General features: G+C 52.7%; 15 protein-coding genes. 7 read left to right on the forward strand and 8 right to left on the reverse strand.

From position 1 onward, the window contains the following. Positions 1 to 78 precede the first annotated feature (78 nt). The 7 genes from pgeF to NZ653_06525 all read left to right on the forward strand — a co-directional run bounded on the left by pgeF (position 79) and on the right by NZ653_06525 (position 5,743). Complete coding sequence (pgeF, locus tag NZ653_06495) at positions 79 to 855, forward strand: peptidoglycan editing factor PgeF (GenBank protein ID MCS7286762.1); 777 nt, start codon at positions 79 to 81, stop codon at positions 853 to 855. Next, positions 842 to 1,540, forward strand: a complete 699-nt coding sequence (locus NZ653_06500; protein ID MCS7286763.1) for a YggS family pyridoxal phosphate-dependent enzyme — start codon at positions 842 to 844, stop codon at positions 1,538 to 1,540. The genes pgeF and NZ653_06500 overlap by 14 nt, the downstream gene beginning before the upstream one ends. Before the next feature lies 1 nt (position 1,541). After that, on the forward strand, positions 1,542 to 1,811 hold the full coding sequence (locus NZ653_06505) for a YggT family protein (GenBank protein MCS7286764.1): 270 nt from the start codon (positions 1,542 to 1,544) through the stop codon (positions 1,809 to 1,811). After that, positions 1,811 to 2,110, forward strand: a complete 300-nt coding sequence (locus tag NZ653_06510; GenBank protein ID MCS7286765.1) for a DUF167 domain-containing protein — start codon at positions 1,811 to 1,813, stop codon at positions 2,108 to 2,110. Before NZ653_06505 ends, NZ653_06510 begins: the two co-directional genes overlap by 1 nt. A 22-nt stretch (positions 2,111 to 2,132) precedes the next feature. Then, positions 2,133 to 2,984, forward strand: coding sequence for a 3-hydroxybutyryl-CoA dehydrogenase (locus NZ653_06515; protein ID MCS7286766.1), 852 nt, complete (start codon positions 2,133 to 2,135; stop codon positions 2,982 to 2,984). 17 nt (positions 2,985 to 3,001) lie between these two features. Then, a complete protein-coding gene (locus tag NZ653_06520) occupies positions 3,002 to 4,153 on the forward strand; it encodes an acyl-CoA dehydrogenase (GenBank protein MCS7286767.1) in 1,152 nt (383 codons plus the stop codon). Between the two features lie 69 nt (positions 4,154 to 4,222). Then, entirely contained in the window at positions 4,223 to 5,743 is a 1,521-nt protein-coding gene (locus NZ653_06525; GenBank protein MCS7286768.1) for a YifB family Mg chelatase-like AAA ATPase, read from the forward strand. 1 nt (position 5,744) lies between these two features. Here the strand turns inward: NZ653_06525 and cax are convergent, their stop codons facing one another. From cax to NZ653_06565, 8 genes are all read right to left on the reverse strand, one after another. Beyond that, entirely contained in the window at positions 5,745 to 6,782 is a 1,038-nt protein-coding gene (gene cax / locus NZ653_06530; protein MCS7286769.1) for a calcium/proton exchanger, read from the reverse strand. Between the two features lie 16 nt (positions 6,783 to 6,798). Continuing rightward, the gene (gene selD, locus NZ653_06535; protein ID MCS7286770.1) at positions 6,799 to 7,851 is read right to left on the reverse strand and encodes a selenide, water dikinase SelD; all 1,053 of its coding nucleotides are present in this window, start codon (positions 7,849 to 7,851) and stop codon (positions 6,799 to 6,801) included. A 22-nt stretch (positions 7,852 to 7,873) separates the two neighbouring features. Further along, positions 7,874 to 8,110 (reverse strand): DUF3343 domain-containing protein, encoded by a 237-nt coding sequence (locus tag NZ653_06540; GenBank protein ID MCS7286771.1) that lies wholly within the window; start codon positions 8,108 to 8,110, stop codon positions 7,874 to 7,876. 13 nt (positions 8,111 to 8,123) lie between these two features. Next, a complete protein-coding gene (yedF, locus tag NZ653_06545) occupies positions 8,124 to 8,705 on the reverse strand; it encodes a sulfurtransferase-like selenium metabolism protein YedF (protein ID MCS7286772.1) in 582 nt (193 codons plus the stop codon). 3 nt (positions 8,706 to 8,708) lie between these two features. Continuing rightward, positions 8,709 to 9,863 (reverse strand): aminotransferase class V-fold PLP-dependent enzyme, encoded by a 1,155-nt coding sequence (locus NZ653_06550; protein ID MCS7286773.1) that lies wholly within the window; start codon positions 9,861 to 9,863, stop codon positions 8,709 to 8,711. A gap of 421 nt (positions 9,864 to 10,284) precedes the next feature. Next, positions 10,285 to 10,518 (reverse strand): DUF951 domain-containing protein, encoded by a 234-nt coding sequence (locus NZ653_06555; GenBank protein ID MCS7286774.1) that lies wholly within the window; start codon positions 10,516 to 10,518, stop codon positions 10,285 to 10,287. A 7-nt stretch (positions 10,519 to 10,525) separates the two neighbouring features. Beyond that, the gene (locus tag NZ653_06560) at positions 10,526 to 12,721 is read right to left on the reverse strand and encodes a glycoside hydrolase family 57 protein (GenBank protein MCS7286775.1); all 2,196 of its coding nucleotides are present in this window, start codon (positions 12,719 to 12,721) and stop codon (positions 10,526 to 10,528) included. A gap of 1 nt (position 12,722) precedes the next feature. Beyond that, a complete protein-coding gene (locus NZ653_06565; protein ID MCS7286776.1) occupies positions 12,723 to 14,459 on the reverse strand; it encodes a tetratricopeptide repeat protein in 1,737 nt (578 codons plus the stop codon). Positions 14,460 to 14,752 lie beyond the last annotated feature (293 nt).

The raw sequence follows: 14,752 nt of genomic DNA on the forward strand, positions 1-14,752 counted from the left end.
ACATGTCCAGGCTTTGCTCTGCTTCGCTTTTTGTGTTAAACTATAAAAGCCATTAAAGTCCAGCAGGCGGGGGATAAGTTGCTTCGCTTTAGCGTGAATGGCCTTGTTTTCTATAGTTTCCCCTCCTTTCGAAACCTTACCTGCGCTTTCTTCACGCGCCTGGGAGGGGTAAGCAAGCCCCCCTTTGATTCCCTGAATGTGGGTCATACCGTTGGGGATGACTTGAAGGCAGTAGAAGAGAATCATCGCCGCATCTTTGAAGTTCTCGGTATCTCCAAAGGTCAAATTGTCACTGCCCGCCAGGTTCATGGCCTTCAGGTGGCTGTGGTGAATGAGGAATACCTGGGAAAGGTCATCCCCAATACCGATGGCTTAATCACTTCAGCCCCGGGTGTTTTCCTTATGCTCCGCTTCGCCGATTGCGTCCCAGTAGTCCTTTACGACCCCATAAGGAGAGTTGTGGGACTCCTTCACGCCGGGTGGAAGGGAAGCATAATGGGTATAGCCTTCAGGACTATCAAGCTTATGGAAGAGGTTTTCGGCTCAAAGCCGAAGGATATCGCGGCAGGGTTGGGCCCTTCCATAGGCCCGTGCTGTTATACGGTTGGGGACGATGTGGTCACGCTTGCCAGGGAATTCTGGCCTGATCCCCCTATAGTCTATACCCGGCAAGGAAAATTGCACCTGGATTTGTGGGAGCTCAACAGACGCTGGCTCCTAAGGGCGGGAGTTACACACGTTGAAGTAGCAGGGTTGTGCACTTCTTGCCGGAAGGATGAGTTTTTCTCTCACCGGGCTTCGGGGGGATTAACAGGCCGCTTTGCAGCGGTGGTAGGTTTAAATGGAAGAGCTTGAAATCAGGATAAAAAGGGTTAAGGAGAGAATTGCCGAAGCCGCCCTCAGAAAGGGCAGAAACCCAGATGGTGTAATTTTAGTGGCTGTCACCAAAACCGTGGAGCCGGAGCGCATTATGGCCGCCGCCGAACTGGGAATTGAACACTTTGGCGAAAACAGGGTCCAGGAAGCCCTGGAAAAAATTCCCAGGATAAATTTCCTTCTGAAGAAACCCGTGACCTGGCACATGGTGGGCCACCTCCAGACCAACAAGGTGCCTAAAGCCGTCAGGCTCTTTGATTTTATCCACTCCGTTGACAGCGTAAGGCTGGCCGTAGAACTCAGTAAGAGGGCTTCCTCCCAGGGGAAAACCATACCCATCCTTCTGGAGGTCAATATCTCTGGGGAGACCACAAAATTCGGCTTTCCCCCTGAAGAAGTTGAAAGGGCAGTCCCCGATATCCTGGCCCTCCCTGGCCTTTCTCTCCAGGGCCTTATGACTATAGCCCCCATCGTTGAAGACCCCGAGGATGCCAGGCCTTACTTCAGAAGGCTGCGAGAGTTGCGGGATAGTCTGGCCGAAAAATTCCCCCAGGCTTCCTGGAAGCATCTCTCCATGGGCATGACGGACGACTTTGAGGTGGCGGTGGAAGAAGGAGCCACCATGGTTCGGATAGGGAGGGCTATCTTCGGCGAAAGGAGGTAAATTGTCGCCCGAATGGATTGTTTACAACACTGTTGACCTTTTCTTCAACCTGTGGAGCCTTGCCATTCTGGTGAGGGTGTTCCTTTCATGGTTTGGGGTTAGCTACTATCACCCTGTCGCTCGCCTTATCTTCCGCATAACTGAGCCAATCCTCGCACCTTTGCGCAGGGTTGTCCCTCCGATCGGGATGTTGGATATAACCCCAGCAGTAGCAATAGTAGCCCTCCAGATAATAAAGGGAGTGCTTCTGGAAATCCTCGGGAGGATGTAGTGAGGAAGATAAGGTTCCGCATTACTAAGGCTGAAAAGGGGGCTGCCTTTGCTGTCACTGTGGTTCCCAAAGCCAAAAGGAACGAAATCGTAGGCCGCTACGGAGATGCTATAAAAGTCAAAATAGCCGCCCCTCCAGAGGAGGGCAGGGCCAATGAGGAACTCCTCTCCTTTTTAGCCGAAAAGCTCGGGGTAAAAAGGGAGCAGCTGGAAATAGTGGCTGGAGCTTCCTCTCGCAACAAAATTATTTCGGTCACAGGAATGGAGCCAGCCGAGGTGGAGAAAAAGCTGCTCCTCTGAAATCCTTCCAAGGAGGCAAGCCATGGAAATCAAAAAGGTTGGCGTCGTGGGATGCGGCGTAATGGGCTCAGGCATAACCGAAGTATGCGCCCGGGCCGGCTATGAAGTAGTGGTCCGCGAGATCAACGATGAGCTCCTTCAAAAGGGTCTGGCCCGAGTAAAGGAATCCATGAGCAAGGCTGTCTCCAGAGGAAAGCTCACCCAGGGGGAAATGGATGACGCCTGGGCCAGGATAAAGGGTACCACCTCCATGGAGGACTTCGCTGATTGCGATATAGTCATTGAGGCAGTTATTGAAAACCTTGAACTCAAAAAACGGGTCTTTGCCGAACTGGACCGCATAACCCCGCCCCATGCTATCCTGGCTTCCAATACCTCTTCTCTCTGCATAACAGCTATGGCTGCTGTCACGAAGCGTCCGGATAAAGTTCTGGGCCTCCATTTCTTTAACCCTGTCCCGGTTATGCCCCTCCTGGAAATTGTCAGGACCATCCTTACTTCTGAGGAGACTCTGGATATAGCCCGCAAGTTCGGAGAATCCCTGGGCAAGACCATAGTTTTAGCCAAAGATTACCCCGGTTTTATCGTTAACACCCTCCTCATCCCCTTCCTTCTGGACGCCGTCAGGATGCTGGAATCGGGCTACGCCACGAAAGAAGACATAGATACGGCCATAAGGCTTGGTCTCAATCACCCTATGGGCCCCTTCGCTCTTCTGGACCTGGTGGGACTCGATACCACCCTTTACATCGCTGATGCCATGTATGAGGAGCTAAAGGATCCGAGGTTCGTAGCTCCTCCCCTTCTGCGAAGGATGGTTCTAGCCGGGAAGCTCGGCCGAAAGAGCGGCGAAGGTTTCTACAAGTATTCCTGATGGGCGGGGGTGCTCTTATGGACCTCAATCTTACCGAAGAACATAAGCTTATTCAGAAGAGGGTTAAGGAATTTGCCTGCAATGAACTGGAACCCATAGCTTCAAAGTTGGATGAGCTGGGCAAGCCTCCTTTAGAGCAATTCCGGAAGCTTGGGGAGCTTGGTTTTCTGGGCCTCATGGTCCCCCCGGAATATGGAGGAACTAAAGCCGATACCGTAAGCTACGTTCTGGTGGTGGAAGAGCTTTCAAGGGTTTGTGCTTCTACTGGAATAATGGTGGCTATACAGAATTCCCTTGTTTGCCAGCCCATTGCCCTCTTCGGGACTGAAGACCAGAAGAAACGTTACCTTCCAGACCTGGCCTCGGGCAGAGCTATCGGGGCCTTTGCCCTGACTGAACCTGAGGCCGGCAGCGACGCTGCCTCTATCCGGACAAGAGCGGTAAAGGACGGAGATTATTATGTGATTTCGGGCCTCAAGCATTTCATAACCAACGGAACCATAGCCGATGTGGTGATAGTTTTTGCCACAATAGATCCGGCCCTCCGCCACAAAGGGATAACGGCTTTCATCGTGGAGAAAGGCACGCCCGGTTTCAAAGTCGGCCGTGAAGACGATAAGATGGGGATAAGGGGCACCAATACTTCGGAGCTCATCTTTGAAGATTGCCGGATCCCCGTTTCCAACAGACTGGGGCAGGAAGGAGAGGGTTTCAAAATTGCCTTAATGATGCTGGATTCAGGCAGAATAGGAGTAGCCGCCCAGGCAGTAGGGATAGCCCGCAGAGCCTATGAGGAAGCTCTGAAATACGCTAAAACCCGGCAGCAGTTTGGCCAACCCATCGCTCAATTCCAGGCTATCCAGTGGATGCTGGTGGACATGGCTACCCGGATAGAGGCGGCGAGGCTTCTGACTTTAAAGGCTGCCTTAAAGAAGGATGCGGGAGAGCGCTACACCAAAGAGGCAGCTATGGCCAAACTCTTCGCTTCCGAAACCGCTGTCTGGGTTACCAACAAAGCCGTTCAAATCCATGGGGGCTACGGCTACATGAAAGAGTACGTGGTGGAGCGCCTCTACCGCGATGCGAAGATAACGGAAATCTACGAAGGCACCAACGAAATCCAGCGCCTGGTCATAGCTAACCAGCTCCTGCAGGAAAGTCTCCCTTAAAGTGAGGGGGCTCCCGGCCTTTCTGGCGGGGTTTCCATTCGGCTGGGAGCCCCGGGGGAGTGGTGAGAAATGCTTTCCACAGTTACAAGCTGTGCTATCATAGGCCTGGACGGCGCCATAGTCCAGGTGGAGGTGGACGTCTCTGCGGGTTCTCCGGGTTTTATAATCGTTGGCCTGCCGGATACCGCTGTCCAGGAATCAAGGGAGAGGGTTCGCTCTGCCCTTAAAAACGCTGGCTTCCATTTCCCTGGCGGAAGGATAACCGTAAACCTTGCCCCCGCTGACCTCCACAAAGAAGGTTCAGCCTATGATCTTCCCATTGCCCTCGGAATTCTATGCGCTTCTGGGCAGGTCTCGGCTGAACTTTCGGGTATGGCTTTTGTGGGAGAGCTCTCTCTGGAAGGAGCAGTCCGTCATGTGCGGGGCATCCTCCCGATGGCCGGTTTCCTCAAAGAAAAGGGCTTTAAGACGTTCTTCGTCCCCTCCATGGATGCCCCGGAAGCCGCTCTGGTGCCAGGCCTTGAGATCATCCCTGTCTCAGACCTCATAAGCCTCGCTCGGCACTTAAATGGGAGGGAAGAGCTCAAACCCTATAAGCCCGATCCATCCCTGACAGGGGAAGTGGAACCTCACTACGAAGTGGACATGGCCGATATAAAAGGGCAGGAACACGTCAAGAGGGCACTGGAAATAGCCGCGGCTGGAGGGCACAACGTCCTTATGGTTGGTCCCCCGGGGGCTGGGAAAACCCTTCTGGCAAGGGCCCTACCCTCCATACTGCCCACTCTTACTATGGAAGAGGCGCTGGAAATAACTCGCATTTACAGTGTAGCTAACATGCTTCCTCCTGGTACCCCTTTAATCCGTCAGAGACCATTCCGGTCACCTCACCATACCATAAGCCATGCAGGTTTAGTAGGAGGCGGGAGACTCCCGCGGCCAGGAGAGGTAAGCCTGGCGCACCGAGGAGTCCTGTTTCTGGATGAACTGCCGGAGTTCGGCCAGAGGACTCTTGAAGTGCTGCGCCAGCCTTTAGAAGACCATGTGGTAACGATAAGCAGGGCTCATGGCTCCCTCACTTTCCCGGCCAACTTTATGTTAGTGGCGGCTATGAATCCCTGCCCATGCGGCTACTATGGGGATCCGACTCGCGCCTGCACCTGTTCCCCTTCAACGGTAAGCCGTTACCAGAAACGCATTTCCGGTCCGCTTCTGGATCGGATTGATATCTACGTGGAAGTGCCGAGGGTTGAGTATGAAAAGCTGGTTTCTGACCAGCCCGCCGAGCCTTCGGCCAGAATAAGGGAAAGGGTGGAAAGAGCCAGGAACATCCAGCGGAAGCGGTTTGAAGGGACAAAGCTTCTGTGTAATGCCGACATGGGTCCGGCAGAGATCCGGGAATTCTGTCAGATCAACGAGAGTGGAAAAAGCCTCCTGCGGGCAGCCATGACCCAGCTTGGGATGACTGCCAGAGCCTATCATCGGGTCCTCAAGCTGGCCCGCACCATAGCGGATCTGGAAGGCTCCCACGAAATCTTACCCCACCACATTGCCGAAGCCCTTCAATACAGGCCAAGAAGGGTGGCATAGCTCAGGCAGGGAAGAAGAAGAAAGCCAGCCCCAAGATAATGTAGACCGCTAAAAGTTGAACTCCCTCCAGCCAATTGGCTTCCCCATCCAGGGAAATGAGGGAGGCGATAAGGACCGCTGCCCCCAGTGAAATAAGTTCAAGGGTAGTGAACACAAGGGTGAAATGGTAACCGAGACCGAGACTGACAAAGACGAACGATGGCACTATGAGCAGGGCTATCTGAAGGCTTGATTCCAAACTGATAGTTACAGATAGTTCAGATTTCCCCTTCCAGGCCACTACAACCGCTCCGAAGTGCTCCGCCACGTTCCCCACGAGAGGGATTATGAAGATGCCCAGGAAAAACTCCGTAATCCCGAGGCTCTCTATAAGGGGCTCGGTGGATTTAACCAACAATTCGCTCAAGATAGCAACACCAGCTACAGTGGATGCAAGCATTATGATGGGGCCCGTTGCAGAACTTTGTTCCTTGAGGGGCGGAGGTTTATGGCCTTTCGGAGCTGACAGGAAAAACAAGCCGAGCAAAATATAAAGAAGCACCATTATTGTGGCCACACTGTAACTCAGGTAATCAATAGGCGGGGAATGGCTTTGCTTTGTGGCATAACTGAAAAAGGAAGGTATCCCAACGGCAATGAGGATGATGGCCAGCATGGAAGCCCGCATTCCCGCTCCGACCCGGTCAAACCTCAAAACCCCGTGGGATAATCCTCCCAGAAGGAAGCTTAATCCCATGATCACGAGGAGGTTGCCCAGAATGGAGCCGGTTATGGAGGCCTTGACCATATCCAGGAGCCCTTCTTTTATAGCGAACACGCCGATAATAAGTTCCGCAGCGTTGCCCAGGGCGGCGCTCAGAAGGCCTCCTATGTAAGGATTAACACGTTCGGCTAATTCCTCGGTGGCTTTGCCCATGAGATAAGCCAGCGGTATTATCCCCAAACCTGAAAGGGCAAAAACTAACCAGGGAGGCCATTTAAGAAAGTAGGCTACAATCGCCAGAAGAACGATGAAGGTTACCCCATAGAGATATTTCATCTTTTGGCCTCCTGTCTCAAATTACTTCTATTATACCGTCTCCCTCCAAGACCTCCCCTACAATCCAGCACCTTTCCCCTTTCTCCCGCAGACTTTCCTCAAAGAGAGGAGCTCGTTCCGGCGGCACTGCTACAAGAAGCCCTCCCGAAGTCTGCGCATCAAATAGGAGAAGCTGTTCTTCTTCCCTCAGGCTGGCCAGGAAACGTACCCAGGGATGGAAAAAGCGCTCGTTGGAGTGAGTGCCGCCAGGGAAAAGCCATTGTTCAGCGTACTCCCTCGCCCCCGGGATGAAGGGAATGCGCTCGTAATGAAAGCGCAGGTTTACCTCACTCATAACTGCTATATCCCTGGCATGGCCCAGTAAACCAAACCCAGTAATATCAGTAGCAGCTGAAACACCTGTCTCCTGCATTGCTCTTGCAGCATTGCGGTTGAGGCGAAGCATTACTTCTACCGCTGCCCTGACGTGTTCTTCTTCAGCTAACCCCGCCTTCAGGGCCGTGGTTATCACCCCTGTCCCGAGAGGTTTGGTTAAGAAGAGAAAGTCCCCGGGTTTAGCCCCAGCTTTGGTAATTACCTTCTGGGGGTGAACGGTACCCACCACCGCTAAGCCGTACTTGGGCTCCTTATCGTCCATGGTATGTCCCCCCACCAGTATTCCCCCGGCTTCGGCCACTTTATCGGCCCCGCCTCTGAGGATAGCGCCGGCTACTTCCGGAGGCATATCGGGGGGAAGACAGGTTATGTTTAAAGCCAGGAGAACTTCGCCCCCCATAGCGTAGACATCGCTCATGGAGTTGGCGGCAGCTATAGCCCCGTATGTGTAAGGGTCATCTACCACCGGGGCGAAAAAGTCAGCGGTGAAAATGATGGCCAATTCTTCGTTGAGCTTGTAAACGGCGGCATCATCCCCCTCGCCAAGGCCTACCAGAAGGTTGGCGTAAGCTTCTCTTGGAAACCGGTCAATTATGTGGCGCAGGACCTGCGCCAGGGCCTCAGGGCCTGTTTTCCCGGCTCAGCCTGCACAGGTAGCGAGGGTTGTCAGGCGAGAGAAGTCCCTCCCATTCATTTCCCTTACCTCCACAGCCCGGTCAACAGTTGCCGCTTTTGTCTAATTTATAAACCCCTTCAACCCTGACCCCTTTGCTTTCCAGAAGGGCCAGAAGGGCCTCCCTATCTTCCCACCGGAACCTCAGAGCCATCCCGCAATCAGAACTTATGTGGCGCGGAGTGGGTATTAGCTTGACCTCAAACCTCCCCTCTTTAGCCACTTTTTCAGCCCTCAAAGCCCAGTTTGTAGAATGGAAGACCATTACCCCGTACTCCACAGCTTCCCTCTCCTCAAAGGCTCAGGACTTTCCCAGCTCCCATAAGTTTCTCAGCAATAGAGTACATGTTGGAAATTGATCCCACTGCCACTTTATCTGTAAGGCCGAAATAGTTCAGGCATGTTCCACAAATGAGGATCTCCACCCCTTTCTCCTCCAGCGCCTTTAAATCCTCTATGACCGGCGACCCTTCCACGGTAAGTTTCACCCCGGTATTAATGAAAATGATGGCCTCGGGCAATGGGTCCACCTCGTTCAAAACGTGCAGGAAACTTCGGATGAGGACTTCCTGTAGCTCCTCAGGTCCTCTTCCTATCCCGGAAGCAGGAATTAGAATAACCGCAGGGCCTGCTGGAGGGGTGCCGGCAGAAGCTCGCTCTGGCTCTACCTCCCGACGCAAATGGATATAAATCCCATCGCTTTTCTCATCCACTGTTACAGTAAAACCCTGTTTGCGCGCAAGGTGCGAGATGTTCTCTCTGGCTGTAACGTTGTCCACGATAACTATCAATTCGCCGGCTTCAGCCATGGCTTTGCGGGTGAGTAGAACTGGCTGAGGGCAGGATAGACCCCTTGCGTCAATTACCTTTGCCATAGCTCACCTCCTTGCGATTTTCTTTATGGCTTCTATAGCTTTTTCCACTTCTTCTACCGTATTGAAAAAGCCTATGGAGAAGCGCACTGTGCCCTTCGGAAAAGTACCCATGGTCCTGTGGGCAGACGGGGCACAATGAAGGCCAGGCCTGCACATTATCCCGAATTCTTCATCTAAGGCAAAAGCTACATCAGATGGTTCTAATCCTTCCACGTTGAAGGAAACGATTCCTATCCTCAGGGAAAGATCTGAAGGGCCATAGAGCCTGACCCTTTCAATGGAAGAGAGGCCTTCCAGCAGGAGAGCGGTGAGCCGCAATTCGTGGCAGCGGATTTCTTCAACCCCTCTTTCCAGTATAAACCGGACCCCCGCTCCTAAGCCTGCAAGGCCTGCTGCGTTTAAAGTCCCGCTTTCGTATTTATCGGGCAGGAAATCAGGCTGCTCTTCCAACTCGCTCCGGGAACCAGTACCACCTCGTTTTAGAGGTTTTAACTCCTCCAGAGGAACCCTTGGCCCGATGTAGAGGCCTCCAGTTCCGGTGGGGCCGAGAAGGCTCTTGTGGCCGGTAAAAGCTAGAAAATCTATGCCATCGGCTTCTACATCAATGGGATGGGCTCCGGCTGTCTGAGCGGCATCCACCAGAAGGTATGCCCCATACTGGCGAGCGAGTTTCCCGGCTTCCCTTACCGGCAAAATCGTCCCGGTGACGTTGGAGGCATGGTTCAGAACTATAAGGCGAGTGCTGGGACGTATGGCTCTTTCCAGATCCACTGGGTCAAGCAAGCCCTCAGGGGAACACTTGAGCACTGAGATTTCAACCCCATTCTTCTCCAGGGCCCGCAGGGGCCGCATCACTGAATTGTGCTCCATGGAGCTGGTTATTACGTGATCCCCTGGGCGGAGGAAACCCGTAAGGACCAGGTTCAGCATCTCGGTAGCATTGTGACCGAAGACTATGCGGAGAGGATCGGATATGCCGAAGAGTTCAGCCAGGGCTTCTCTCGTTTCGTAGACAATTCGGCCGGCCTCTACTGATAGGCGGTGCCCGGAACGACCAGGATTAGCTCCAACTCTGGTGAGAAAACGAACTATTGCTTCTACCACCTGAGGTGGTTTAGGGAAAGAAGTGGCGGCGTTATCAAGGTAAATAATGCTCATTTCTCCTCCCCAAGCCCTGGCGTCTCCCACCCTTCAGGCCTGGGGAGGCTTTGAGGAGCTAAAGGGGGGAACCACCTCCCCGGCTCGCAGAGCCGTCCGGGTGGGTTAAAATATAAAGCCGGGAATCCCGGCGCATCACGTGCGCCTGCCTTTCATCCCGGCCTCAAAGGGTTCAAAAAATTATAAACTTAAGGATCATCTGAACTCTCCCTCGGGGGCTAATTATATCCAACCCCTCAGGCAAGTCAAATCCAGCTTTCTCCACCCTACAGCCTAGCGAAACATGGTGGAAAATTCCTGCCTGAAGCTGGCAATTTCACTTCAGGGAATTCCATAGCTTTTCAGCCCGGCCCTTATGAGCCACGATCCTCTGCTTAGCAGTTACTTTGAAAGCTTCGTAGGCCTGTTCGGAGTAAACCCCTCAGGTTTTCCGGGCAAGTCCTGTGGCTATATCATCCAAAGTGGGTCGGCTGCGCTTTATAAAGGATTTGAAGCGCTTTTCAAAGACCGAACGAGGCACAAGGATTTTCCGGCCACACTTCATGCACTTAAGGCCAATATCGGCCCCCACCCTGACCACGAGCCAGTGGTTGGCCCCGCATGGATGAGGTTTTCGCAGCTTTACCTCGTCATCAAGGTGCACATCTAACGGCATAGCCCTTTTAGAATTTATCCTTGATGGTGAAAAGCAGAGGCCCAGAATACGGGATCTTTTCCAGAACACCCTCTTTTTCCCCCACCACTATTAACCCAAGGGTATCTCCAGTTTTAAGGCCAAGATAGCTCAGGGGTATGGCCAGTTCCAGGACTTTCTCAGAGCGCGCTAAGTTCACTATTTCCCTGGCTAAGCGCCAAACCTCTTGGCCTTCGGCTTTGAAAAGGAAAGCTCTTGGTTCATAGGGCACTATCTCTAAGGCCCATGCCAGCCCAACACCGTCCATGGCCTCAACTTTTTCGTCAAGGCGGCGGAACTGCCAGTTCATTTTCTCTGCAGAGGGGCATATGAAATAGAGGGAAAGGGATAAAGAGTCCACCGGTTCGCCTGTTTCTATTCGCAAGTAAAGGGTTCCTGGATCATAACCATAATAGAGCCCGCTCAGGAGGTGGCTTGAAGGGCGCATGGCCCCTCCCGTTGCCACCCCTTTCACGTAGCCGGCTCTGGCCCAGTCTGAAGAGGCTTGAGGTGAGGCTTCCAGCCTGGGTGAAACAAAGTAAGAAGGAATCCGCTCCGGCACCACTTTCGGTCTCGTAATGGGGGAAGAAAGCCATTCGGGGACAGGAAGGCCAAGGTTTGTGTAAACTCCGGCCAGGTGTCCTCTGAAGGCTTGGTCAAATATTTGCTCCTGCTCCGAAACATTCTGGCTGTAATACCACCAGAACCAATCGCTACCTTCGGCTCTGTAAAGGCATTCCCATCCTTTCTCTAAAGTTTCCAGGTCAGCCAGAGGGTAATTTTTCTGCCAGTTTATCAAATCTTCTCGAACCCGAGCTAAAGCTTCCCAGGCCCTATTCTGAGCCTCTTCCCCAATCCATGTCTCCAGATTGCCCTCTATCCAGGAACCTGTAGCCAGATCAGTTAGGGTATCCTGCGGAGGAAACATTTCCAGAAAATCTTTAACCCTCACACACTCAATTTCCGGCTCTTCCGAAAGCATTCGGTAGAGATTGTGGAGGAAAACGTCTCCATTGTGCTCGTAGTGTTCCCAGCAGTTTTCCCCATCCAGGATAATGGTGACAAGGGAAGGTCTTTCCCGGGGCAGGCGATCCTTTGCTGCTTTGAGCCTTCCCACCAGATCCTGCGCTGCCTCATATCCATCCATGTGCTGGTAGACAAAACCGATGCGGTCTGACAGAAATCGGTCTCGGAAAAGAACAGCGAGGCTTTTCCCGTCAACCTGGATGCGGTAGGGTTTGTAGAGAATCTCAGGTCTTTTGAGGTGGCCGTTGGAGTCCCTTTCCAGGCTCAGTTGGAGGGTGCGAGCCAGAATAGCCTCATCAGTAGCAAACCATGCGAATCCCTTTTGGGCTAAAATTGGGACGAGCTCTGGACATACTGCTCCTTCAGGAGGCCAAAATCCTGCCGGCTCATGGCCGAAAAGGTTCCGGTGGAATTCTATAGCCTTGCGGATTTGTTCTTCGGCATCTTCAGGGTGAGAAAAAGCTACAGAGGGCAAGGGAAGATGTGGGCTCGCCCGGCGGGCATTTTCAATATTTATGAGCAGGGGAAGTATGGGGTGGTAGAAGGGTGAAGTCGCGAGTTCTACTTGCCCTTTCGCCTCCAGCTCCCGGTATAGGGGAATTATCCCCGCCATTATTTCCCTATGCTTCTCCAGGAGTCCAGCAAACTCTTCTCTGGAAAAGTTGACTCCTTTTTCAGCCAAGCTCTTTAGGAAGGCATCTCCTTTAACTTTGTTGGGGTCAGTCCAGGCCAGATTGAACCAGGTTATAAGGTCGCGGAAGTAGGCGGAGGAGAAGAGGTGAGGGGCCTGGCGGACGTAAGGGCTGAGTTCCAGGAGCAAGCGGTAGGGGGGATATAGGTTCAGCAGGCGCTCGCGGTTTATGCTGAAGAAATGCGAAAGGATATACTCTTTTTCCTCCTGTGACCATTCATCCTTAAAGCCCAGCTCCATAGCGGGGTCAATTGCTTCTCCCTTAAGATACTCCAGAAGTTGCAGGAGGAGGGATGGCACAAGGTTTATGGTAACCTTTACGCGGGGATACTGGCTCAGAACCTCTACCATATGTAGGTAATCCTTTACCGCATGCAGGCGAAGCCAGGGCAAAACGTATTTGCCCGAGATGGGGTCTTTGTAGTATGGTTGATGCATGTGCCAGACAAACGCCACGTATAGAGGCATTCTACGGCCCCCAGGAAAGGTTATGGTCCATCCAATCTCCTAAAGAGCTGGAGAGAGTGGTAAGAAGGCGAACATTTGAGCCATCAGCCCGCATCAAGTAAAGGCCCCATTTTCCATCGCGGTGGGAAAGGAAAGCCAAGCAGCGTCCATCAGGCGACCAGACGGGCAAACCATCCACTTCGGGACTGCTGGTGAGGCGGCTTATCCTGCCGGTCTTTATTTCCAGAACATAAATTTCCCAGTTCCCGTCCCTCTCAGCGGACATGAAGGCCAGCTTTGTGCCGTCAGGCGAGAAAGCGGGGGCAGTATCACCCGGGAAGGGGGTCAGAAGGCGCTGGTTTGAGCCATCTACCCCGATAGAAACAAGACCGCATTGGGTTGCAGAGGGAGCACAGCCCTGGAACACTATGCTTTTGCCATCGGGAGACCAGGTGGGTCTTGTGCCGTAAGCCAACTCCCGGACTGCTTCCAGACCTGTTGCCCATCCGATGTAAATCCTCCATTTTCTATCGCCTTCCCGGCGTGAGGCAAAAGCTATCTGTTTGCCATCAGGAGCCCAGGAGGGGAAAGTGTCCTCAGCATAAGTGGTCACTCTTATTTTTTCACCTCCTGGGTAGAGCGTTCGGGCCAAGCCTATCATATCTCCTTGAAGGGAGCGAAAGAGAACGGATTTTCCATCGGGGGAAAGGGCCGGATTAGCGGCTTTCTCAGCGATCTTTAACACTTGGCCTTTGTCCAAATCCATAGAGTAAAGGACAAACTCAAATTTAACGGAGTCGTAATCGGCCCAGGCAATCTGGCCCGAGCACATTCCTGAGGCTGCAATGGGTGTTGCGGGTATTAAAGTGCCAGTTGGGGAAGGAACCAGTGAGGGGGTTGGAGTCCTTACGTAACATAGAGTATAGGCTTTGTAAAGCTCAGATTTAATTCTGGAATCAGGCTCAGGGATGAGTCTTAATTGAGCTTCGGCCCTGCACCAGTCGCCTTTCTGAGCCAGAGCCCGCGCATATTCAAATCGGGCCTCTTTGAGTTTGACCCTGGAATCTTTGTAGTCAGGGTATTTCTGGGCCAGAGTTTCCAATGCTTTCAAAGCTCTTTCCCAATCGGCGCCCCAGAAAGTGAGAGCTTCAAGATAAAGGGCTGCTTTTTCCCTATCTTCCTTCAAGTTAGGGTCCTCGGGGTTTAGGGCGAGAGCTTTATCGAAATACTGGATGGCGATTTCTAATTCGTCCTCCTGAACCTTGGTGAGCCCTGCCCTGTACAGGGCTGAAATCATAAGATCTACAACGGCAGTTTTACGGTAATCGGGTGCGAGAAGCCGGAGATTTTCCAGGGCCTGAGCGGCTTCCTCCCATTTCCCTTCCCGGTAGAGATTCTGGGCTTCCTGAAAGGAGCTATCCAGGATGCTTTCGGTTAATTGCTGGGGTGGGGTAACTTCAATGTTTTGAAGGAGGGGTTTCAATTCGGAAATTTTTCGGAGGGCTTCCTCGTTCCTGGGGTATAGACGCAGGGCTTCTTCAAATTCAGCTAAAGCCAATTCCAGGTTGCCTTCCCGAAGGTAGGCTTCTCCTTTGTTGTAATGCTCCCAAGAGCGCTGCTGAAGGGAACGGTGGAGCCTCTCAGCCCCTTCCTTTAAGCCAAAGTATCCTGCTGTTAAGAAAAGGCACGCTCCCGCTATCAATATGAAGGCCAGGGCCGCAAACTGAAATTTCCTGTGGGTTAGTCTGGAAAAGAGCATATTTTGATCCTCCAGGGATTTAATTATACCGCCCCGTGGAGAAAAGGCAAACTGCTCCGGTCCTGACGAAAAGATGTTCGCTGGGGCCAGCGGAATTATTACATTGGGATAGCCCATCCATTGCTTCGGGGTGGAGCTCCCTGAATCCGGGCAAGGCGGCTTGACATTAGAACAAATGTTCTATATAATAGGGATCTGTGAGCACCCTCAGTCATAAGGGATATGAGCTATGAGGGGAAACCTTGAGCTTCAGGCCCGGAAGATAGAGATGGTCCTTGCTTCCCACAGGATAA

Source organism: Anaerolineae bacterium (assembly GCA_025062375.1).
GTDB lineage: Bacteria > Chloroflexota > Anaerolineae > SpSt-600 > SpSt-600 > SpSt-600.